General features: G+C 64.6%; 20 protein-coding genes and 1 tRNA gene. 10 read left to right on the top strand and 11 right to left on the bottom strand.

The window, feature by feature from the left end; all coding sequences use genetic code 11:
- The first annotated feature begins 25 nt into the window (after window positions 1-25).
- The 4 genes from Q4G14_RS10475 to Q4G14_RS10490 all read left to right on the top strand — a co-directional run bounded on the left by Q4G14_RS10475 (window position 26) and on the right by Q4G14_RS10490 (window position 3,954).
- The gene (locus Q4G14_RS10475) at window positions 26-1,693 is read left to right on the top strand and encodes an NAD+ synthase (RefSeq protein ID WP_303361690.1); all 1,668 of its coding nucleotides are present in this window, start codon (window positions 26-28) and stop codon (window positions 1,691-1,693) included.
- 120 nt (window positions 1,694-1,813) lie between these two features.
- The gene (locus tag Q4G14_RS10480) at window positions 1,814-2,746 is read left to right on the top strand and encodes an ABC transporter ATP-binding protein (RefSeq protein ID WP_303361691.1); all 933 of its coding nucleotides are present in this window, start codon (window positions 1,814-1,816) and stop codon (window positions 2,744-2,746) included.
- A gap of 2 nt (window positions 2,747-2,748) precedes the next feature.
- A complete protein-coding gene (locus Q4G14_RS10485) occupies window positions 2,749-3,510 on the top strand; it encodes an ABC transporter permease (RefSeq protein WP_303361712.1) in 762 nt (253 codons plus the stop codon).
- A gap of 270 nt (window positions 3,511-3,780) precedes the next feature.
- On the top strand, window positions 3,781-3,954 hold the full coding sequence (locus Q4G14_RS10490) for a hypothetical protein (RefSeq protein WP_303361692.1): 174 nt from the start codon (window positions 3,781-3,783) through the stop codon (window positions 3,952-3,954).
- On the opposite strand, the gene Q4G14_RS10495 is transcribed toward Q4G14_RS10490, so the two are convergent.
- Window positions 3,951-4,433 carry a hypothetical protein gene (locus Q4G14_RS10495; RefSeq protein WP_303361693.1) on the bottom strand — a complete coding sequence of 161 codons (483 nt, stop codon included), beginning with the start codon at window positions 4,431-4,433 and terminating at the stop codon, window positions 3,951-3,953. The two genes, Q4G14_RS10490 and Q4G14_RS10495, sit on opposite strands and share 4 nt — an antisense overlap.
- Window positions 4,434-4,537: 104 nt before the next feature.
- Between Q4G14_RS10495 and rimO the strand changes: the two genes are divergently transcribed.
- From rimO to Q4G14_RS10515, 4 genes are all read left to right on the top strand, one after another.
- Window positions 4,538-5,905, top strand: coding sequence for a 30S ribosomal protein S12 methylthiotransferase RimO (rimO, locus tag Q4G14_RS10500; RefSeq protein WP_303361694.1), 1,368 nt, complete (start codon window positions 4,538-4,540; stop codon window positions 5,903-5,905).
- Entirely contained in the window at window positions 5,902-6,780 is an 879-nt protein-coding gene (locus Q4G14_RS10505) for a sulfotransferase (protein ID WP_303361695.1), read from the top strand. Before rimO ends, Q4G14_RS10505 begins: the two co-directional genes overlap by 4 nt.
- Before the next feature lie 57 nt (window positions 6,781-6,837).
- A complete protein-coding gene (gene ettA, locus Q4G14_RS10510; RefSeq protein ID WP_303361696.1) occupies window positions 6,838-8,493 on the top strand; it encodes an energy-dependent translational throttle protein EttA in 1,656 nt (551 codons plus the stop codon).
- Window positions 8,494-8,562: 69 nt separating this feature from the next.
- A complete protein-coding gene (locus Q4G14_RS10515) occupies window positions 8,563-9,852 on the top strand; it encodes a DUF2254 domain-containing protein (RefSeq protein ID WP_303361697.1) in 1,290 nt (429 codons plus the stop codon).
- Window positions 9,853-9,910: 58 nt separating this feature from the next.
- Here Q4G14_RS10515 and Q4G14_RS10520 read toward each other — a convergent pair whose 3' ends face one another.
- Window positions 9,911-10,672, bottom strand: a complete 762-nt coding sequence (locus tag Q4G14_RS10520) for a DUF4239 domain-containing protein (protein ID WP_303361698.1) — start codon at window positions 10,670-10,672, stop codon at window positions 9,911-9,913.
- A gap of 249 nt (window positions 10,673-10,921) precedes the next feature.
- Here Q4G14_RS10520 and Q4G14_RS10525 point away from each other — a divergent pair, with 249 nt between their 5' ends.
- Window positions 10,922-11,548, top strand: a complete 627-nt coding sequence (locus Q4G14_RS10525) for a DsbA family protein (RefSeq protein WP_303361699.1) — start codon at window positions 10,922-10,924, stop codon at window positions 11,546-11,548.
- A gap of 44 nt (window positions 11,549-11,592) precedes the next feature.
- On the opposite strand, the gene Q4G14_RS10530 is transcribed toward Q4G14_RS10525, so the two are convergent.
- Both Q4G14_RS10530 and lysM read right to left on the bottom strand, forming a co-directional pair.
- Entirely contained in the window at window positions 11,593-13,479 is a 1,887-nt protein-coding gene (locus Q4G14_RS10530) for an acyl-CoA synthetase (protein ID WP_303361700.1), read from the bottom strand.
- Window positions 13,480-13,605: 126 nt separating this feature from the next.
- Entirely contained in the window at window positions 13,606-14,109 is a 504-nt protein-coding gene (lysM, locus tag Q4G14_RS10535) for a peptidoglycan-binding protein LysM (RefSeq protein ID WP_303361701.1), read from the bottom strand.
- 167 nt (window positions 14,110-14,276) lie between these two features.
- Between lysM and Q4G14_RS10540 the strand changes: the two genes are divergently transcribed.
- Window positions 14,277-14,825 carry a CAP domain-containing protein gene (locus Q4G14_RS10540; protein ID WP_303361702.1) on the top strand — a complete coding sequence of 183 codons (549 nt, stop codon included), beginning with the start codon at window positions 14,277-14,279 and terminating at the stop codon, window positions 14,823-14,825.
- Window positions 14,826-14,868: 43 nt separating this feature from the next.
- Here Q4G14_RS10540 and Q4G14_RS10545 read toward each other — a convergent pair whose 3' ends face one another.
- The 7 genes from Q4G14_RS10545 to Q4G14_RS10575 all read right to left on the bottom strand — a co-directional run.
- Window positions 14,869-16,662 carry an ABC transporter transmembrane domain-containing protein gene (locus Q4G14_RS10545; protein WP_303361703.1) on the bottom strand — a complete coding sequence of 598 codons (1,794 nt, stop codon included), beginning with the start codon at window positions 16,660-16,662 and terminating at the stop codon, window positions 14,869-14,871.
- Between the two features lie 60 nt (window positions 16,663-16,722).
- Entirely contained in the window at window positions 16,723-17,349 is a 627-nt protein-coding gene (locus tag Q4G14_RS10550) for a 5'-methylthioadenosine/S-adenosylhomocysteine nucleosidase (RefSeq protein WP_303361704.1), read from the bottom strand.
- A gap of 18 nt (window positions 17,350-17,367) precedes the next feature.
- A tRNA-Leu gene (locus tag Q4G14_RS10555) sits at window positions 17,368-17,452 on the bottom strand.
- Window positions 17,453-17,490: 38 nt separating this feature from the next.
- Window positions 17,491-18,411, bottom strand: a complete 921-nt coding sequence (gene rocF, locus Q4G14_RS10560) for an arginase (RefSeq protein ID WP_303361705.1) — start codon at window positions 18,409-18,411, stop codon at window positions 17,491-17,493.
- Between the two features lie 76 nt (window positions 18,412-18,487).
- Entirely contained in the window at window positions 18,488-20,536 is a 2,049-nt protein-coding gene (locus tag Q4G14_RS10565; RefSeq protein WP_303361706.1) for a TonB-dependent receptor, read from the bottom strand.
- Window positions 20,537-20,688: 152 nt separating this feature from the next.
- Complete coding sequence (locus tag Q4G14_RS10570) at window positions 20,689-21,450, bottom strand: sulfite exporter TauE/SafE family protein (RefSeq protein WP_303361707.1); 762 nt, start codon at window positions 21,448-21,450, stop codon at window positions 20,689-20,691.
- 162 nt (window positions 21,451-21,612) lie between these two features.
- Window positions 21,613-22,560 (bottom strand): methionine--tRNA ligase (locus Q4G14_RS10575; protein WP_303361708.1); only part of this gene is annotated, 948 nt, incomplete at its 5' end.

Below are 22,560 nucleotides of genomic sequence, written 5' to 3' on the forward strand. Positions count from 1 at the left end.
ACCCGACAAAGCCAAGGGGCCAGCCATGACCGACCGTTTCCGCCTGAGCATCGCGCAACTGAACGCCACCGTCGGCGACCTGAGCGGCAATGCCGCCAGGGCGCGCGCCGCATGGGCCGCGGCGCGGGATGCGGGGGCCGATATGGTGGCGCTGCCGGAAATGTTCATCACCGGCTATCAGACGCAGGATCTGGTGCTGAAGCCCGCCTTTACCCGCGATGCCATGGCCGCGATCGAGGCATTGGCGCGCGATGTGGCCGATGGCCCGGCCATGGGCATCGGCGGGCCGTGGGTGGATGGCGACAAGCTGTATAACGCCTGGTTCATCCTGCAAGGTGGCCGGATCGCCGCGCGGGTGCTGAAGCATCATCTGCCCTACAAACAATTGTTCGACGAGTTGCGGCTGTTCGATTCCGGGCCGATCAGCGGGCCTTATTCGGTTGGTGATGTGCGCATCGGCTCGCCCATTTGCGAGGATGGCTGGTATGCGGATGTGGCGGAAACTCTGGCCGAAACCGGGGCCGAGATATTGATCGTGCCGAACGGCAGCCCCTATCACCGCGCCAAGCTGGACCTGCGCATGTCGCATATGCGCGCCCGCGTGGCGGAAACCGGGCTGCCGCTGGTTTATCTGAACCTTGTCGGCGGGCAGGACGATCAGATCTACGACGGGGCCAGCTTTGTGCTGAACCCCGGCGCTGATGGGGCCGGGGTGGTCGCGCAACTGCCCGCCTTTGCGGAATCGCAGGTGACGGTCGATTTCCTGCGCGCTGCCGATGGCTGGCGGGCGCAGCCGGGGCCGGTGGTGCCGCAGCCGGACGAGTGGGAACAGGACTATCAGGCCATCACGCTGGGGTTGCGGGAATATCTGCACAAATCCGGGTTCCAAAAGGTTCTGCTGGGCATGTCGGGCGGGATTGATTCTGCGCTGGTTGCGACGATTGCCGCCGATGCGCTGGGGCCGCAGAACGTGCGCTGCGTGATGCTGCCGTCTGAATATACTTCGCAGACCAGCCTTGACGATGCCTCTGACTGCGCCGCCCGGCTGGGGGTGCGGCTGGATACCGTGCAGATCGAGGGCGCGCGCGACGCCGTGGCCGGGGCGCTGTCGCATCTGATGGCGGGCACCGACCCCGACCTGACCGAGGAAAACATCCAGTCCCGCCTGCGCGGGCTGATGCTGATGGCGATTTCCAACAAATTCGGGGAAATGCTGCTGACCACCGGCAATAAATCCGAGGTTGCCGTGGGCTATGCCACCATCTATGGCGATATGGCGGGCGGCTATAACCCGATCAAGGATCTGTATAAGACCCGCGTGTTCGAAACCTGCCGCTGGCGCAACGCCAATCACCGCGACTGGATGATGGGTCCGGCGGGCGAGGTGATCCCGCCGCGGATCATATCCAAACCCCCATCAGCCGAGTTGCGCCCCGACCAGAAAGATCAGGACAGCCTGCCGCCCTATGAGGTGCTGGACGCGATCCTTGAAGGGCTGGTCGAACGGGATCTGTCGCTGCGGGAACTGGTGGATCAGGGCTTTGACGCGCAAACGGTGGACAAGGTGCAGCGGCTGCTGTTCGCCAGCGAGTGGAAACGCTATCAGGCGGCACCCGGCCCGCGCATTTCGACCAAGGCCTTCTGGCTGGATCGCCGCTATCCGCTGGTCAATCGCTGGCGCGATTCGGTGTAGGTTGCGGGGGCTTTCGGGATTATAGCTTGCGCCCAAAGGCCGGGGGTTTCACACCCCCGGACCCCCGTGGGATATTTGGAAACGAAAGACATCGGGGCATTCCCGATGCAGGAGAGCGTGATGCCCCCGATTATCGAGATCGACCGGCTGTCCAAGCAATATGGCAGCGGCACCAAGGCTTTGGATGACGTGTCGCTGGACATTGCCAAGGGTGAAATTCTGGCTTTGCTGGGGCCGAACGGGGCGGGCAAGACCACGATGATTTCGATCATCTGCGGGCTGGTGGTGCCGACCGGCGGCACGGTTCGGGTTGACGGGCATGACATCCGCACCGATTGGCGTGCCGCGCGGCGGCTGATCGGGCTGGTGCCGCAGGAAATCGCGCTGGAGCCGTTCGAGAAGGTGATCTCGACCGTGCGCTATACCCGCGGGCTGTATGGGATGCCGCCGGACGAGGCGTGGATCGAGCAGGTGCTGCGGTCGTTGGCCTTGTGGGACAAGCGCGATGCGGCGACGCGTGAATTGTCGGGCGGGATGAAGCGGCGGGTGCTGATTGCCAAGGCTTTGGCGCACCGGCCCAAGGTCTTGTTTCTGGACGAACCCACCGCCGGGGTGGATGTGGCCTTGCGGCGCGAGATGTGGCAGGTGGTCGGGGATCTGCGCAACAGCGGGGTGACGATTATCCTGACGACTCATTACCTTGAGGAAGCCGAGGAAATGGCCGACCGCATCGGGGTCATCAACAAGGGCCGTCTGCTGTTGGTGAAACCGACCGCCGAGTTGATGGGCGAGTTCGGCAAGAAGCGGCTGACCATCGAGCTGGACCAGCCGCTGGCGGCGATTCCTGCGGGGCTGGAGGGGCGCGGGCTGGAGTTGTCAGAGGACGGGCGGTCGCTGGGCTATGATTACGACACGCGGGCCGAGCGCACCGGCATTGCCCGGCTGCTGGCGGATCTGGCGGCGCATGGGATTGCGGTTCGCGATGTGGCGACCAAGCAATCCAGTCTTGAGGATGTATTCATGGCGCTGGTCGCCGGGGAGGATGCGGCATGAGCATCAACTGGCGGTCCGTCTGGGCCATTTTCTACAAGGAAATGCTGCGGTTTTTCCGCACGATCTGGCAGTCTCTGGCTTCGCCCGTTTTGTCTACGACCTTGTATTTCATCGTCTTTGGCGCAGCGATTGGCGGGCGTATCCAGTCGGTCGAGGGGATCGGCTATGGCGCCTTTATCGTGCCGGGGCTGATGATGCTGACGGTGTTGCAGCAATCGGTGTCGAATGCCTCGTTCGGGATCTTTTTCCCCAAGTTTTCCGGGACGATCTATGAACTGCTGGTCTCGCCGCTGGGGTGGGCCGAGGTGGTGATCGGCTTTGTCGGGGCGGCGGCGGCCAAGTCGATCTTGACGGCCTTTGTCATCCTGGTGACCAGCTTTTTCTTTGTCGGCGTGCATATTGCGCATCCGTTCTGGATGGTCGGATTTCTGGTGCTGACGGCGGCGGCCTTTTCGCTGCTGGGCTTTATCATCGGGCTGTGGGCCAAAAATTTCGAGCAATTACAGATTGTTCCGATGATGGTCATCACGCCCTTGGTTTTCCTTGGCGGGGCGTTTTATTCGGCATCCATGCTGCCGCCGTTCTGGGAAGGCGTGGCCAAGCTGAACCCGGTGCTTTACCTGATTTCCGGCTTTCGCTGGGCCTTTTTTGGCTATGCCGATGTGCCGGTGGGGCTGTCGCTGTTGGCGGTGGCGCTGATGATCGGGGTTTGTCTGGCGATCATCCGGTGGATTTTCCTGACCGGCTGGCGGCTGCGGGAATAAGCGCCCCGAAGGAACCGACCTTGCTTGCGCCCGGCGTGCCCGCAACGGGCGCGCAACGGCTGCGTGCGTTGCCCGGATGACGGCGGGCAACGGGCGGTGGCTTGTGGCCAGCAATTGCTGAATTTTGCGCGGCACAAGCTGTGCACAACCCGTGCACAGGCTGTACACAGCTTGTGCACAGGCGGCGGGCGTTGCAGGACGCTGCGGGCAAAGACGGTGCCGGGCAGACTGGCCCCGGTGGGGCAGGGGATGCCATGTTCGATCAGGGGGATGATCGCGGTTGCCGATACCAGCCTGTATGTGGCCGAGGCGGGGCGGCGCGATGGGGTGCCGGTCGTGCTGCTGCTGAACCTGGCCTTTGCCGGGCATACCCTGGCCGAGGATCAGCCGGACGATCTGTTGCCCGCGCTAAGGCAACTGCTGGCCGGGGCGTGGGCGGCCTAGCGGCACAGCCGCGTCTGCGGGTCGAGTTTGACATATTCGCGCGCCGAGATGATCTGCATCTTGCGCGAGCTGTTCCAGCCGCCGAACCAGCGGTCGCGGATGCCGTTGCGGTAATAGGCCCCCATCATCTGATCGACATAGGGCGGGATGATCGTCGTGCCCTCGATCCGGGGGGCGTGAAAGCCGACCCGCGCGCCGGGGCCAAGGCAGGCGTTGGGCAGGGTGATGTAGATCGTGCAGGCCGAACGGCAATAGCCCCGCACCTCGACCCGGCGACCCGATTGCGCAAGCCGGTTGCGCCGGGCGATGGCCTGCATGACATTGCCGCCCCGGTCGTCGCGGATGACGATCGGCTCGGCATTGGCGCGGACCGGCGTGACGGCGGCAGGGCGCGCCTGCTGGGCGGGCACGTCAGGGACGCAGGCGACCAGCGACAGGACGGCGACAAGCGGGGCAACAAGGGGCGCGATCAGCTTCATACCCGCCTTTTGCCGTGTTTGCGCGGAAACGAAAAGTCACGATCCGGCGACAGGGCGGCGCGGCGGCTCTTTTCGTGGCGCGGCCCCGGCGGTATATGGCCCCCATGTCGCAGAACCCGCCGATCATCCGCCCCGACCTCGCCCGCGCCCATGTGCCGCAGGATGCCGCCCGCCCCGGCCAGCCGACCATCGGCATGGTCAGCCTTGGCTGCCCCAAGGCGCTGGTGGACAGCGAACGCATCCTGACCCGCCTGCGGGCCGAGGGCTACGCCATCAGCCCCGATTACGCCGGGGCGGATGCGGTGATCGTGAACACCTGCGGCTTTCTGGACAGCGCCAAGGCCGAAAGCCTTGAGGCGATCGGCGAGGCTTTGGCCGAAAACGGCCGGGTGATCGTGACCGGCTGTCTGGGCGCGGAACCCGACTATATCACCGGCGCGCATCCCAGCGTGATGGCGGTGACGGGGCCGCATCAATATGAGCAGGTGCTGGATGCGGTTCACGCCGCCGTGCCGCCCGCGCCCGATCCGTTCATCGACCTGATGCCCGCCGCCAGCGTGCGGCTGACCCCTCGGCATTACGCTTATCTCAAGATTTCAGAGGGTTGCAACCATCATTGCAAGTTCTGCATCATCCCCGACATGCGCGGGCGTCTGGTCAGCCGCCCCGCCCATGCCGTGCTGCGCGAGGCCGAAAAGCTGGTCGCCGGCGGGGTGCGGGAACTGCTGGTGATCTCGCAGGATACCTCGGCCTATGGGGTGGACCGGCGGCACGCCACCGAACACGGCCACCGCGCGCATATCACCGATCTGGCGCGCGATCTGGGCAGTCTGGGCGCCTGGGTGCGGCTGCATTACGTTTACCCTTATCCGCATGTGCGCGAGCTGATTCCGCTGATGGCCCAGGGGCTGGTGCTGCCCTATCTGGACATCCCGTTCCAGCACGCGCATCCCGATGTGCTGCGCCGGATGGCCCGGCCCGCGGCGGCAGCGAAAACGCTGGACGAGATCGCCGCGTGGCGGGCGGTGTGCCCCGGCATCACGCTGCGGTCCACGTTCATCGTCGGCTATCCCGGCGAGACCGAGGCCGAGTTTCAGACCTTGCTGGACTGGCTGGATGAGGCGCAACTGGATCGCGTCGGCTGTTTCCAATACGAAAACGTCGCCGGTGCGCGGGCGAATGATCTGCCGGGCCATGTCGCCCCCGAGGTAAAGCAGGACCGCTGGGACCGTTTCATGGCCAAGGCGCAGGCCATTTCCGAGGCCAAACTGGCGGCCAAGGTCGGCACCCGCCAGCAGGTCATCGTGGACGAGGTGGACGATCAGGGCGCGACCTGCCGCACCATGGCCGATGCGCCGGAAATCGACGGCAACCTGTTCATCGACGAGGGTTTTCAGGGCCTGACCCCCGGCGACATCGTGACCGTCACCGTGGATGAGGCGGGGGAGTATGATCTTTGGGGGCGGGTTTGACCCCCAGACCCATCCATTACGACTGGAACCCCGACGGCGCGCCGCGCAAGCCCGGCGTTTTGTGCATCGGCGCGCAAAAGGCAGGCACAAGCTGGCTGGCGCAGGTTCTGGGGCAGCACCCGCAGATCTGGGTGCCGCCGTTCAAAGAGGCTCATTTCTTCAACTATCAGTTCATTCCCGGCCACCGCTACTGGATCAACTGGCATTATCGCACCATGCCCGCCGAAATCCGCGCGCGGCATATCCGCCGTCAAAGCCCGATCCCGCCCGAGGTGGACGCCTGGCTGGACGCCATCTGCACCGGCAAGCGGATGTTCACGAATCACTGGTATAAACGCATCTTCGCCCCCGCCCCGGCCCATGCGATGCCTGCGGATTTCAGCCCCGAATACTCGACCCTGCCGGATGAGGGGGTGGCGCATGTCGCGCGGTTTCTGGGGCGCGCGCGGGTGATCTATCTGATCCGCGACCCGGTGGATCGTGCGGTGTCGCAACTGCGGATGAACCTGATGCGGGAAAAGCGCCGCCCCGCCACGCTGGACGACTGGCTGGCCGAGGTGGCGAACCCGGTGCTGGCCGAACGCGGCGACTATGCCGCCTATGTGCCGCGCTGGCAGCGGTATTTCGGCGAACGGCTGCTGATCCTGCCCTATGGCCGCATCGGCCGCGACCCGGATGCGGTGATGCAGGCGGTCGAGGCGCATCTGGGCATCGGCGCTTTTGCCTATGCCGGGCTGCGCAACCGCGTCTTTGCCACCCCCGACGGGCAGGGGCCGCCGCCGCAGGCCGTGGCCGCGCTGGCCGAACGGCTGGCCCCGCAGACCGCCTTTCTGGCCGAGACCTTCGGCCCCGATTTTCTGGCCGAGACGCGCTGACCTTTCATCGCCCGCGCAAAACCCCTACATATCCGCCAAGCATTGCAGGAGAATCCCATGGCGTCCTATCAGTTCGTCTATCACATGGACGGCGTGTCCAAAACCTATCCCGGCGGGAAGAAGGTATTCGAAAACATCCGGCTGAATTTTCTGCCGGGGGTGAAAATCGGTGTCGTCGGCGTGAACGGTGCCGGTAAATCGACCTTGCTGCGCGTCATGGCCGGCTGGGACAAGGATTTCACCGGCGAGGCATGGGCCGCCAAGGGCGCGACCGTCGGCTATTTGCCGCAGGAACCGGTTCTGGATGAATCGCTGAATGTGCGCGAAAATGTCATGCTGGGCGTGGCGGCGAAAAAGGCCAAGCTGGACCGCTATAATGAATTGGCGATGAATTATTCTGATGAAACGGCCGAAGAAATGGCCGCGCTTCAGGATGAAATCGACGCGCAAAACCTGTGGGATCTGGACAGCCAGATCGACGTCGCGATGGAGGCTCTGCGCTGCCCGCCGGATGACGCGGATGTTTCAACCTTGTCGGGCGGGGAACGCCGCCGCGTCGCGCTGTGCAAGCTGCTGCTTGAGGCGCCCGACATGCTGCTGCTGGACGAACCGACCAACCACCTGGACGCGGAAACGATCGCCTGGCTGCAAAAGCACCTGATCGAATATCCCGGCACCATTCTGTGCGTGACGCACGACCGCTATTTCCTTGACGATATTACCGGCTGGATTCTGGAACTGGATCGCGGGCGCGGTATTCCGTATGAGGGGAATTACTCCGCGTGGCTGGAACAAAAAGCCAAGCGTCTGGAACAAGAGGCGCGCGAGGATAAGGCGAAACAGAAAACGCTGGAACGCGAATTGGAATGGATTCGCGCTGGTGCCAAGGCCCGTCAGGCCAAGCAAAAGGCCCGGATCAATGCCTATAATGAAATGGCCGCCGAATCCGAGCGTGAAAAGCTGTCGCGGGCGCAGATCATTATTCCGAACGGCGAACGGCTTGGGTCCAAGGTGATCGACGTGAATGGTCTGAAAAAGGCCATGGGCGATAAGCTGCTGATCGAGGGGCTGGAATTCAGCCTGCCTCCGGGCGGTATTGTCGGCGTGATCGGGCCGAACGGCGCGGGTAAATCGACGCTGTTCCGAATGCTGACCGGAAATGAAAAGCCCGATGCGGGGGAAATCGTTTTCGGGGATACGGTGCAACTGTCTTATGTCGATCAGTCGCGCGATGCCCTGGACCCGAATAAAACCGTGTGGGAAGAAATTTCCGGCGGGGCCGAACAGATTGTGCTGGGTGATGCGCAAATGAACAGCCGCGCTTATTGCTCGGCTTTCAATTTCAAGGGCGGCGATCAGCAGAAAAAGGTCGGCCAGCTTTCCGGGGGCGAGCGTAACCGCGTTCACATGGCCAAGCTGCTGAAATCAGGCGGAAACGTTCTGCTGCTGGACGAGCCGACCAACGATCTGGACGTGGAAACCTTGCAGGCGCTGGAGGCGGCGCTGGAAGATTTTGCCGGTTGCGCGGTTATTATCAGCCACGACCGTTTCTTTCTGGACCGGCTTTGCACGCATATTCTGGCCTTTGAAGGCGATGCCCATGTCGAATGGTTCGAGGGCAATTTTGAAGCCTATGAGGAAGATAAAATCCGCCGTCTGGGGCCGGATGCGGTTGAACCCAAGCGGGTGAAATACAAAAAGTTCACGCGTTAAACTTTCGTCAACCGCCGGGCGCTATAGCTGTTGCCCGGCGGTTTGATTCGGAACAGGGGGCAAGGTGTCATGGCGCATAAAACCGGGCTGCTGTCCTTGCTGCCTGATCGGCTGATATTCCGGCTGCGCGATCTGTCGCGCACGATGGGCGTGCGCGTGACGCTGTTTTCGCTGGCCGGGGTTGCGCTGGCGCTGCTGGCGTCGTGGCTGGGGCCGCTGCTTCCCTATGACGTGCCGATTCAGCCTGCGTCGGGCTCGGTCGATGCGCTGCTGAATGTGCTGGCCGGGGCGATGCTGCCGGTCGCGACGTTTTCCGTGTCGATTATCGTCACCGCCTATGGCACGGCCACCAATAATGCCACGCCGCGTGCCACCCGGCTGTTATCGGCGGACCCGACTGCGCAAACGGCGGTGTCGGTGTTTATCGGCGCATTTATGTTCAGCATCGTGGGGATCGTCGGCATTGCGGCGGGTGCCTATGAAAACGGCGGGCGGCCGATTTTGTTTCTTGCCACGATGGCGGTTATTTTCCTGATTGCCTGGGCTTTGTTGCGCTGGGTCAATCATCTTAGCAGCTATGGGCGTATCCACGATATTGTTTCTCGGGTCGAGAAAAAGACCAATGAGGCGGCGTTGATTTATCGCAACCGGCCAACCCTTGGGGCGCAGGTTTTGCCGGATCGTCCGTTGCCGCCAGATGCGCCGGTGCTGGTGTCGCGTGTCGGCGGCTATGTTCAGCATATCGACATGGCCCATTTGAACGAACTGGCCGGCGATGCCGGGCTGCATGTCGGCGTTTTGCGAATGCCGGGGAAATATGTTCACGCGGGCGAACCCTTGCTGCATCTGTCGGCAATATGCCCGCCTGATTTGGCTGAAAAGCTGATTGCTACATTTACAATCGACAGCACGCGCAGTTTCGATCAGGATATTCGTTACGGGATTATCGTGCTGGCTGAAATCGGCAGCCGCGCCTTGTCGGCGGCGGTGAACGACAGCGGCACCGCGATCGAGGTGCTGCGCGCCGGGACACGCGCGTTGATGCTGTTGCACGGCGCCGATCAGCGCGGCACCGATGAGCGGCCCGAGCCATATCCCTATCGGCATGTCAGCGCGCCTGAGCTGCCGCTTGAGGATCTTTATGCGGAATTTTTTGCTCCTCTGGCCCGCGATGGGGCCGACAAGATCGAGGTGATAAAAACGCTGATCGACTGCCTTGTGGCGCTGTCTCGGGCGGGCGGCGGCGATGCGGCGCGGTTGCAGATCGGCCACGCGCTTGACCGCGCTTCACCCAGGCTGACGCAGGAATGGGAACAGGCCCTGCTGCGGCAAGAGGCCAACGGCCAGTCCCGAGCCTAGCGCGCCCGCCCGCGAAAGCCGGGCGGGCGCGGGCAATGTGGGCAGATTGGGGCACCGTCTATCCTGTGACCGCAGCGATGATCGGATCGGGCGTCACCGCTGCCGGATGTTGAAACGGGTTGCCCTGCATCAGCACGATGGCGGCTGCGGGTGCCGCGGCCAGTGCAAACAGCAGCACCGCCAGCCACAGCGCGTTGCGGTTTTCAAGATGAACGGCGGCGACGCTGGCCAGTGTCAGAAAGCCCAGCCACGCCATCGCCATCCACTTGAGCGGGTTCAGATGCGTCTGCGTCAGCGCCACCCGCATGTCGCGATCCGCGCGCAGGGCGCTGACCCGTTCCAGCACGGCCTGCCCGACCGGGGTCGGCAGTGCATTCTGCATATCGGGCGAGGCCGCCGCGATCAGCAGCGCATCGGCGGCGCGGCTGGCCGCAAGGTCTGCCTCGGCCCGGCGCAGCGCGGGCCATTCGTCCGCCGCCGCCCGCCCATAGTCGCGCGTCCGCGCCGCCAGATCCTGCGCCGGGCCATCGGGCAGCGCCTGCGCCAGTGTCAGCAGGCTGCGCAGAGCCTCGGCCTCGCGGAAGACGGAATCCAGCGCCCGGTCGCGCGCGGCCCAGGTATCGTTGGCGATAAAGGCCAGTGTCAGGGCGAACAGGGTGCCGGTGATGTTCACGAAGGGCGGCACCACCCCGTGCCAGTCGCCCGCGATCCGCGCCCAACCGGGCCGGCGCACCAGCCAGCCCAGCACCAGCACCGTGGCCAGCGTTCCCAGCACCGCGACCAGCGCGTAAAGCTGATGCTCGACGGTCAAAAAGCGCATTCATCCCCCGATGCTGTTGCGGCTGATATTTTATAAGGGAACCAAGGCCGGATGAAACGCTTACCTTACAGTTAGATGAAAGGGGAAACCATGCGCGGTATTTTGCTTTGGCTGATCGGGATTCCAATTCCGGTGATTATCATCCTGTATCTGCTGGGTGTTTTCTGAACCACCTGATACAATCTTGACTGTCGCCCCTCTGCCCTTGCGGGTATGAGGGGCGTAGCTTTTTCAGGAAAGGAGCCTCGGATGCCAAGCCGTCGCCATACGATCCTCAGCGCCGCCGCGTTGACCATGACCTCGGTTCTGCCGCTGCGGGCCGTTGCCCGCGACAACCCGATGCCGGAATCGCTGCGCCGATCGTTAGAGCGTGATCCGAATGCGCCGGTGCTGGGCAATCCGAACGGCAATGTCACCCTGACCGAATTTTTTGATTATAATTGCAGCTATTGCCGCCGCATGATGGGGACGATGCAGCGGCTCGTTTCTGCCGATCCGCAACTGCGCGTCGTGTTCCGGGAATGGCCGGTCTTCGGTGAAGGGTCCGAGTTCGCGTCCCGCGCCTCGCTCGCGTCGTTGCAGCAGGGGAAATACTGGGCGTTTCATGCGGGCCTGATGCAGATGCGCGGTCGTGCGGAACAGGCGTCGGTGCTGCGCGTCGCCCGCGAGGTCGGGCTGGATGAGGCCAGATTGCGCCGCGATATGGAATCGGATGCGGTTTCGGAACACATCAGCAACAGCTTTATGCTGGCCGAACATATGGGGCTGATGGGCACGCCGACCTTTATCGCCGGGGATGAGGCGGCCTTTGGCGCCCTGTCGATGGACGATCTGCAAGAACTGATCGAGCGTGGTCGCAAGGTGCTGAACGGCTGATCCGGGGCAGGGCTGGCCCGGCGCAGCCGGGCCGGCCAAGACTGTCAGGCCCATTCCCAAGGCAGGGCAAATTCGCCCAGCCGGGCCTTGGCCGTTTCGTGATCGGGGGTTGCGCCCTGTTCCGGGGCCAGCCGCGCGACGAGACCGCGTTTCTTATCCTCGATCACCTCGGCCACCTGAATGCCCGTGCCGTCAAGAACCGAGTTCAGAACGCGGGTGATGGCATGTTTCCGCAGTTCCGGCTTGAAGATTTTGCCGACAGCGGTTTTGGGCAATTCCGGCAGGATTTCCAGATGCTTGGGCAGGGCCGCGCGTTCGTGGATATTGGCGCGGGCATGGGCCATCAGATCGTCCTGAGTGGCCGCCGCCCCCTGCACCAGTTCCACATAGACGCAGGGCAGTTCGCCGGCAAAGGCGTCGGGCTGGCCGATGGCCCCGGCAAAGGCAACGTCGGGGTGCGACAGCAGGCCGTCTTCGATCTCGGCCGGGTCGATGTTGTGGCCGCCGCGGATAATCAGATCCTTGGCCCGGCCGGTGATCCACAGATAGCCATCCGGGTCCAGCCGCCCCAGATCGCCGGTGCGCAGAAAGCGATCCTCGGCGAACAGGTCGCTGTTCTTGTCATCCTCGGTATAGGTCGATCCTTCGAATACGCCGGGGCTGGCGACGCAGATTTCGCCGATCTCATCGACGGCGCATTCCCGATAGCCGCCGTTGCTGCGGCGCAGGATCTTGACATGCGAATAGGGCAGGGGGATGCCGACCGAGCCGACTTTCTTAAGCCCGTCCATGGGGTTGCAGGATACAAGGCAGGTTGCCTCGGTCAGGCCATAGCCTTCTGCGATTTCAACCCCGGTCGCCTGTTTGAAGCGGTTATACAGCTCGACCGGCAGCGGGGCCGAGCCGGAAATGGCGGTGCGCAGCGACGAGACATCGGCATCCACCGGGCGCTGCATCAGCGCGGCGATGGCGGTGGGCACGGTAATCAGGAACGTGACCTGCCAGCGTTCGATCAGCTTCCAGAAGTTGTCGAACACGCCATCGCCCCGGTATCCGGCGGGCGTCGGCATCACCATATGCGCCCCCGAGGCGATGCAGGACATCAGGATCGGATAGGCCGCAAAGACGTGGAACAGCGGCAGCGGGCAGATCAGCACATCGGTTTCATCGAACAGCAACGTGCCGCCCAGCCAGCCGTTATAGATCATCCCCGAGTATTTGTGCTGCGCGACCTTGGGCATCCCGGTGGTGCCGCCGGTGTGGAAATAGGCGGCCACGCGGTCGGTCTGCGGGTCGTCGAAGGTCAGTTTGTCGTGGCGCTGACCGCTGGCGGCGGCCTCGAAATCCAGCACTTTGGCGTGGTGTTTCGCCGTGACCTTGGGCCGGATCAGCGGCACGACCCAGCGTTTGACGCCGCGCAGGTGGCGGTTCAGGTCCACCTCGATGATATGGGTGACGCCGGGCGCGGCGGCGACGGCCTGCGCCGCCTTTTGCGCCACATCGGTTTTCGGAAAGGGTTTCAGCGTGACCAGCACCTTGGCCCGCGTTTCGCGCAGGATGGCGGCGATCTGTTCGGCATCCAGCAGCGGGTTGATCGGGTTGACGATGCCCGCCGTTGCCCCCGCCAGCAGAATGGCCGGCGTTTCGATGCTGTTGGGCAGCAGATAGGCGATGGTGTCGCGCGGCCCCACGCCAAGGCTGCGGAACAGGTTCGCGGTTTCCGTCACCCGTTCCAGCAGATCCTGCCAGGTCAGCGTGGTGGCGTGGTCGCGCGCGCCGGACAAAAGCTGAAAGCTGATCGCCGGACGGTCGGGAAACCGCCCTGCGACGCGCTGCAAAAAGCTGTAGATCGTCTTGGGCAAGTCCCTGTTTTCATAAGGCATCTCGCCTTCGACGCGATCACGGTCGGCAATATCGTTGAAACGGCCCATTGGTCATATCCTCCCCGCGCAGGCCCCCTCCGGCTTGCGTCATTTTTGTAAACATGGGCCAGAAATGTGTAACGGGGCAAGGGTAACACCCCCGCCCCGTTCCCGAAACGCAGCGTCAGAACCGGATCAGGCGCCCGGAATCCGCAGCTTCTGGCCCGGATAGATCTTGTCGGGGTGCGACAGCATCGGGCGGTTCGCCTCGAAGATGTCGTTGTATTTGTTGGCGTTGCCCAGATGTTTCTTGGCAATGGCCGACAGGGTTTCACCCGCCTGAACGGTGTGGAACACGGGTTCCTTGCCCGAGGCGTCGGGCGCGTCGGGCAGGTCGGCCTCGACCTTGGCGATGCCCTGAATATTGCCCACGGCAAGGATCAGTTTTTCCATCGTCTCGCGGTCGGCGCCCTTTGATTCGACGATAACGGTGTCGCCGCGCAGGCGCAGATGCACATCTTTGCCGGTCAGGCCAAGCGCCTTGACCTCGGCGTTCAGGGCGGCAACCTTGCGGTCGGTTTCGGCCTGTTCGGCGGTTTTTTCGGGGGCTGCCTGCGGCTGAGGCTGCGCCTCGCTGGCCTCGGCCCTGGAACCGAACAGCGATTTGCCCGCGTCCTTGACGAAATCCCAAACTGCCATCTGCATATCCTTTCGATGGGTGATCGGCGTAAGGAAACGCCTTTGCAGGCAAAGCGTTCCATATTAACTGCAATTTCGCCAGTCATTAAAATGCTGCGCAACGATTGGTTGTGTTTTGGATGGCTTGCTGACATGTTCTGCGAAAGTTCTGTCTGCCTGGGGTGAAGATGCGCTTTTCTGCCTTGTCCGTTCTGATGCTGTTGGCCGTGGCGGCCTGCGCGCCCGGCGATTCCGCCGATCGCGGCTGGATGGCGCCGCCCGATCCGAACGATCCGCATGATATTCAGGCCACCGCGCCGGGGCAGGCGGTTTGTCATCGCACATCTGCCGCCGATCTGGCGGCGGGCGTCGCCGCCACCAACAGCGCGCGCGCCCGTGCGGGGCTGCCGCCGGTGCGCGGGAACACGGTGCTGGCCCGCGCGGCGCAACAGCACGCCTGCGATATGGCGGAACGCGGGCGCATGGCCCATGTCGGCAGGGGCACGTCCGGCCCCTCGCAGCGGGTCAAGGCGCTGGGGTATCAGCCGCGGATCACCGCTGAAAACATCGCCGCCGGTCCGTTCAGCCTGAACCGGGTTCTGGCGGAATGGAACAGCTCCAGCGGGCATCTGGCCAATATCAACATCCCGCAGATGCAGGAAATGGGCATTGGCCGTGCGGTCGGATCAGACGGCAAGACGGTGTTCTGGGCGGCGGTCTATGCTGCGCCGAAATAACGCTGCGTCAGGATAGTGCCCGGATCGCGCCGGGATGGCGCTGTCAAAGCGCGGCTTCGCTGGCGCCGTCGGTGAATTGCAGGCGCGCCAGCCGGGCATACAGCCCGCCCTGCACCACCAGTTCGTCATGCGTGCCCTGCGCGACGATGCGGCCCTGTTCGAAAACCACGATCCGGTCGGCCCGTTTCACCGTCGCCAGCCGGTGCGCCACGATGATGGTGGTGCGCCCGTGGGACAGGCGGTTCACGGCCTCTTGCACGGCGACCTCGGATTCGGCGTCCAGCGCGCTGGTCGCTTCGTCCAGCAGCAGGATGGGGGCGTCGCGCAGGATTGCGCGGGCGATGGCGATGCGTTGGCGTTGCCCGCCCGACAGCATCACGCCACGTTCCCCCAGCGGCGTGTCATAGCCCTGCGGCAGCGCGCCGATAAAGCCATCGGCATGGGCGGCGACCGCAGCCGCGTGAACCTCGGCATCGCTGGCGTCGGGGCGGCCAAAGCGGATGTTGTCGCGCGCCGATGCGGCAAAGATCACCGGGTCTTGTGGCACCAGCGCCATCTGGCTGCGGAAATCGGCCCGCGCCATGTCGCGCAGGTCGATCCCGTCCAGCGTCACGCGACCGGACGCCGGGTCCCAGAAGCGTTGCACAAGCTGGATCACCGTGGTCTTGCCCGCGCCCGAGGGGCCGACCAGCGCCACCGTTTCGCCGGGGGCGATGGTCAGGGTCACATCGTCCAGCGCCGACACATCGGGCCGGGTCGGATAGTGAAAGCTGACCGCATCCAGCGTGATCGCGCCGCGCGCGGGGCGGGGCAGGGCAGCGGGCTGGGCCGGGTCGGACAGGCTGTCCTCGGCGGTCAGCAGTTCGGCCAGACGCTCGGTCGCGCCGGCGGCGCGCTGCAACTCGCCCCAGATTTCGGTCAGCGCGCCCGTCGAACCGGCGACAAGGATGGCGTAAATGACGAATTGCACCAGTTCGCCCACGGTCATGCGACCGGCGTTCACGTCATGCGCGCCGATCCACAGCACGCCCAGAACGCCGGCAAAGATCAGAAAGATCACCACCACGGTCATCACCGCGCGGGTGCGGGTGCGGGTGATGGCGATGTCATAGGATTCCTCGGTCACGCGGTCGAAATCGGCGGTGCTGCGCGCCTCGTGCGTGTAGGCTTGCACGGTTCCGGCGGCCAGCAGGCTTTCGGATGCCGCACCGCTGGAGGCTGCGATCCAGTCCTGATTGCGGCGCGACAGCACCCGCAGCCGCCGCCCCATGACGACGATGGGCACGATGACCACCGGCACGATCAACAGCACCAGCCCCATCAGCTTGAGCGAGGTAAAGGCCAGCATCGCCAGCCCGCCGATCAGGATCAGCGCATTGCGCAGCGCGATGGATACGGACGATCCGATCACCGACTGGATCAGCGTGGTGTCGGTAGTGATCCGCGACAGGATTTCCCCGGTCATGATGCGTTCGAAAAACGCGGGTGACAGGGAGATGACGCGGGCGAATACGGCCTTGCGGATGTCGGCCACGATCCGTTCACCCAGCCGCGTCACCAGGAAATAGCGCAGCCCGGTGCCCACGGCCAGCATGGCCACGATCATCACCGCCGCGCCGAAATACTGGTTCAGCAGGGCCATGCCGCTGTCGAATTCATCGACCACCCGGCGCACGGCCAGCGGCAGGATCAGGCTGATCGCGGCGGTCAGCGACAGCGCCAGCAGCGCCAGCACCACCTGCCCGCCATAGGGCCGCAGAAAGGGCAGCAATGCGCGCAAGGCCCCCACGCGGCGGCTGGTCGGACGGTTTTCGGTGATGGTTGTGCCGCGCGCCATGGTGCCCTCTTGTCTGGTCCGGGCAGGTTTAGGCGGCGGGTCGCGCAAGAGCAAGCGCGCTTACAGCGTGATGGCGCCTGCTTCCAGCGCATCTTCCAGCGCGTCGATGGCGCTGCGCAGGCGTTCGTCGATCAGGTGCAGATACTGCGTCCAGTCGTGCAGGCCGCCCAGTTCGGCCACGCCATCGGAAATGCCGCGCAGCCCGATCAGCGGAATATTCCAGCGCATGGCGGCGCGCAGATGGGCGAAAGTTTCCATATCCACCATATCTTCGGCGATCTGGTCATAGGCCGGGCCGCTGATGATCGCGCCGCCGGTGGACAGCGTGGCGGCGGGCAGGCCGGGGATGCGGTGTGGCAATTCGACACGCGCCGGCAGATCCAGAAACGGCGTGCGCCCGCGTTCAAACCCCAGCGGGCTGGCGTCCATATCGCGATAGGCCACGGCGCTGACCTGATAGACCCGCCCCTGTTCCAGCCGCGCCGACCCCGCCGACCCCAGCGAGACGATCAGCCGTGGCCGCTGGTCCATCGCCGCCAGTGCCGAGGCCAGCGCCACCCCGCCCTCGACCGGGCCGATTCCGGTCATCAGCGGAGTGATGCGGGCGCGCAGCGACGGCCCGTATTCGGCATCCGCCGCCATGACGAACAACACCGGCAGCCCGGCAATCCTGTCCATATGGGTCATCCTGCCCCCTGATCCGGTTGGTGCGGGCGGCGGGACTTGAACCCGCACGAGCATCGCTCCAGGGAGTTTAAGTCCCATGCGTCTACCATTCCGCCACGCCCGCGCTGCGGCAACTCTGATTGCCCGCTGCGCGCGCGCGCGTCAATAGCTGCGCGTCGGGCGGTCGAACACCTTGCGGCCCATCAGGCTGGCGACCAGATCGACCATCAGTTTCGCGGTGCGCCCGCGTTCGTCCAGAAACGGGTTCAGCTCGACCAGATCCAGCGACGTCACCAGCCCGGATTCATGCAGCAGTTCCATCACCAGATGCGCCTCGCGGAAGGTGGCGCCGCCGGGCACGGTGGTGCCCACGGCGGGGGCGATGGACGGGTCCAGAAAATCGACATCCAGCGAGACATGCAGCATTCCGCCCGCCGCGCGCACCCGGTCCAGAAAGGCGCGCAGCGGCAGGCTGATGCCCTGTTCGTCCAGCACGCGCATGTCGTTCACGGTGATTTCAGTATCCTGCATCGCCGCATGTTCGGCGGGATCGACGCTGCGGATGCCGAACATGCAGATGTTTTCGCCCGGCACCGGCGCGGGAAAGGGCGGAAAGCCGGCAAAGCCGGGCTGCCCGCTGGCATAGGCCATGGGCGTGCCGTGCAGATTGCCCGACGAGGTGCTGTCAACAGTGTGGAAATCGCTGTGCGCATCCAGCCAGATCACGAACAGCGGCCGCCCGGCGCGCTGCGCATGGGCCGCGACCCCGGCGACGGTGCCCAAAGACAGCGCATGATCGCCGCCCATGAAAATCGGCAGGCCCGCCTGCATCGCCGATTCGGCGGCGGCGGACAGGGCGCGGGTCCAGGCGATGACCTGCGGCAAGCGGTGAACGGCGGGGTTCTGGCTGGTCTCGGTGCCGGGCGTGTCGGGCACCACGTCGCCGCGATCCTGAACCGAGTGGCCCAGTTCAGTCAGCGTCTGCGCCAGTCCGGCCACGCGATAGGCCGCCGGTCCCATCAGGCAACCGGCGCGGCGCTGGCCATCGTCCAGCGGCGCGCCGATCAGGATGCAATGCGTCATGCGGGTCTCCGTTCGCTTGGGTTGACCCGCAGTTTGCCCGCCCGGTGGCCAAAGTCCAGCCGGGCGGGGCATGTTGTCAGAACTCGGCGGTCAGCCCCAGCCACAGGCGGCGGCCTTCGCCAACGGTGTTGTTGCTGGTCGAGTTGATGTCGCGGTCGAACAGGTTGTAGATCGCGCCGTTCAGCCGTGCCCGGTCGGTGACCTGATAGCTGGCCCCGATATCCACCGTCGTATAAGAGGCGTATTGATAGGCGATGGTATTGCCATCGGCATCATAGGCATAGGGCGTGCCGTTCGAGCCGATCCGCGCGCCCGCGTTCACCTCTTTCCCGTGATAGGTGATGGTGCCCCATGCCTCCAGCCCTTCGACCGGCGTGACCCAATCCGCCGAAATGCTGGCCATGTGACGCGGCGTGCGTTCCAGCGGCAGCCCGGCATAGTTGCCGGTTTTCTGTTCGGAATCGGTCAGGCTGTAGGATGCGCGCAGCGTCAGCGTGTCGGTTGCATCCCAGTCAGCGGTCAGTTCGGCACCCTGAATCACCGCCTCGCCGACGTTCAGCCAGTCCCAGCGGTTATAGCTGGTGCCGCCCACCGTGATCGGCGTGCCGGTGTTATAGCTTTCGATCTTGTTCTTGAAATCGGTGCGGAACAGGGTGGCGCCCACGCTCCAGCCCGGAGCTTCATACAGCGCGGCCAGTTCGTAGTTGGTGCTTTCCTCGGGCTTCAGATCGGGGTTCGACACGATCACCCCGGCGCCGCGCTGCGTGGTGTAGTAATAGCCCGGCACGATCGACCGGATCGAAGGCGCGCGATAGCCGGTGGTGATGCCGCCCTTCAGCGTCAGTTCCGGGCTGGCGTTCCAGACCCCATAGATCCGCGGCGTCACCTTGCCGCCGAATTCGCGGTGGTCGTTATAGCGCACGCCCAGCGTCAGCGCGAAATCGTCGCGCAACTGCCATTCGTCTTCGACGAACAGTGCCCATTGCGCCGTGCTGAAGTCATAGGTGACACCATCGCCCAGGCCGGGGTTCTGGTCGGCAATGCTGTTGTGGTTATACTGGCCGCCGAACACCAGCATATGCTGCCCCTGCCATTCCAGCGGCGCGGTGAATTTGGCGTCCAGAACGGTGTTCGTCACCTCGGGCTGGCGCATGGATGCCGACATGCCAACAGCGCCGTTGCCGGAATAGGTCTTGCGCTGGCCCACCTCGCGCAGCAGCGAAATATCGCTGCGCACATTGCCCCATTGCCCGCCATAGGTCAGCGAGGCATGTTTGCGGGTGTTTACCTGAATGCTGTCATTTTGCGCCACGCCGTTCACAACGTCAGCGATGCTGCGCCCGGCGCGGCCGGTGTCCTCGATCCGGGTGCGGCCGGCCTCGAAACGCAGTTCGTGTTCGGGGTTGATGGCCCAGGTCAGGCGGCCGGTCAGGTCCAGTTGTTCGCGGTCGCGCAGACCGTCCACGATCCGCGCTTCGCTGCGGTCATAGAAACGGCCCCAGATTTGCAGGCCAAGCTGATCGGCGATCAGCGGACCGTTGGCCGAAAACGACAACTGCCGCGACGCCCCGTCTTCGTCGCGCTGCGGCAGGGTGGTTTCGACGGTGACTGACCCGCCCCAGACATCGGCCACGGGTTTGGTGATGATGTTCACCACACCGCCCATGGCGTCAGAGCCATACAGCGACGACATCGGGCCGCGCACGACCTCGATCCGTTCGATGGCTGAAACGGGGGGGATAAAGCTCTGCTCGATCCCGGCGGCGCCGTTGGTGCGCGATTCGCGGGTGCCCTGCCGCTTGCCGTCCACAAGGATCAACGTATAGCCGCCGCCCAGCCCGCGGATGTTGATGTCTTGTTCATTGGCGATGCCGGTGACGACCACGCCCTGCACCTCGCGCAGCGCGTCGGTCAGGGTGGTGACATTGCGCCGGGCCAGTTCCTCGCCGGAAATGACGGTGATGCTGGCGGGGGCCTCGGCGACGTTCTGTTCGAACCCGGCGGCGGTGACGACGATTTCCTGCAAGACCGTCGGCTGCGAATCCTGCGCAAGCGCAAGGGCGGGGCAGGTCAGCGCGGTCAGGGACAAAAGGGCGCGGCGAAGGGCAGGGCGTGCGTGCGGCATGGAGCGGCTCCGGCAGAGGGTTGGGTTGTTGCCTGGGATCGTCAGCCAAGACGCCGCGTTCCTGGGTAGTTTAGTCGGGAATAGGGTCGCGTGCCGGGGGCGACAAGCGCGGGGCCGGTTGTCGGCTGGGGGTGTTGCGAAAATGCGACAGGTTACAGCAGGCGCGACAGGCCGGTGACGATCATCGACACGCCCGATGCAAACAGCAGCACCAAAGCCACCTTGCGGATTGTTGCAGGCGAAACGGGCGGTGGAAAGCGGCGCGCGATCCATGTGCCCAGCAGCACCGTTGGCGCGGCCCCGGCGGCTGTCACCAGCAGGGGCAGGGTCAGCCCGCCGCTGACGACCACGACGCTTAGGCGGAACACTTGCGTCACGAAAAAGAACGCCAGCAGGGTGGTGCGCACCGTGTGCAGCGCCATTGGCTGACGATAGAGCTGCCAGATCACCGGCGGGCCGGATGTGGAAAACAGCCCGCCCAGAATGCCGCCGCCAAAGCCGGTGACTGTCATCACTGGCCGGCGGGTCGGCTGGTCGATGGTGCCCGGACGCCACGCCAGTTGCAGCGCCGATCCCGCGATGACCACGCCCAGCAACAGTTGCAGCCCGGCCACCGTGGACCCGGCCAGCCAGCCCAGCAGCAGATAGCCCACGGCAATGCCGGGCAGCGCGCCGATCAGCAGCGCGGCCAGCACTCGCCGATCCGCCGCACGCCAGCCGCGCAGCAGCACGGCGACGCCGTGCATCACCACCAGAACCGAGGTAACAGCCGCCGCCTGCGGCACCGGCATCAGCCCCATCGCCCCGACCGCGCCCATCAGGATCAGCCCCAGCGCAAACCCGGCCTGCGTCTGCACCCAGGCGGCGACGGCGGCGATCAGCCAGAATGCGATCAGTTCGGGGGTGACGGTCATGCCGCCCGCCTTTGGGGGCGCGGGCTGGGGCGCTGTGTCGGTGCGGCGACGATCCGCGCCGCGCGGGCTGTGCGGCGGCGCGGGGCGATGGTCAGGTCAGGTTTTCGCATGGCCGGGCTGTCCCTCAAAGGCGTGAAAGGGCGCGGCGGGCTGCCCTGATGGTTATGTGCGCAAGCCCTTGAACCGTTCGGCCCATTCCTCGCGCTGTTCATCGGCGATCTTGGCGAACAGCACCTCGGGCGTGGTAAAGGCGTGGCCGGGCGGCAGCGCGGTCAGCGCCTGCGCCACGTCGCCGGGCCAGTCGCGGTTGTCGGTCTGCATCGCATCCAGCATCGCATCGGCGGCAAAGGGGATAAAGGGCGCCGACAGAACCGCATAGATGCGGATCAGGTTCAGCGCCAGCCGCACCTGCATCGCGGCCCGGTCCGGGTCGGTCTTGAAGGTGGACCATGGCGCGGCGCTTTGCAGATATTCGTTGCCCAAGACCCAGACGGCGCGCAGCTCGGACGCGGCCTTGCGCACCTCCATCGCCTGCATGAAGCCTTCGTAGGCGCGGATGCGGGTGGTCAGCGCCTCGATCAGGGCCGTTTCCTCGGGGCCATAGTCGCCGCCCTGGGGCACGGTTTCGCCAAACTTGCTGCGGCAGAATTTGGTGATGCGGCTGATGAAATTGCCCAGCACATCGGCCAGATCCTTGTTCACCGATTGCTGGAAATTGTCCCAGGTGAATTCGCTGTCGCCCGATTCGGGGGCATGGGACAGCAGCCACCAGCGCCAGTAATCGGCGGGCAGGATGTCCAGCGCGTGATCCATGAACACGCCGCGCCCCTGACTGGTGGAAAACTGCCCGCCGTCATAGGTCAGGTAATTGAAGGATTTGATGTAATCCACCAGCTTCCATGGCTCGCCCGAGCCGATGATGGTGGCCGGGAAGGACAGGGTGTGGAAGGGCACGTTATCCTTGCCCATGAACTGGGTATAGGTCACGTCGCCCGCGCCCTTGTCGGTGCGCCACCAGCGTTCCCAATCGCCGCCGGTCTTGTCGGCCCATTCGGCGGTGGCGGCGATATATTCGATGGGGGCGTCGAACCAGACGTAGAAGACCTTGCC

Origin of the sequence: Paracoccus sp. (in: a-proteobacteria), assembly GCF_030538755.1 — a bacterium.
Lineage (GTDB): Bacteria > Pseudomonadota > Alphaproteobacteria > Rhodobacterales > Rhodobacteraceae > Paracoccus.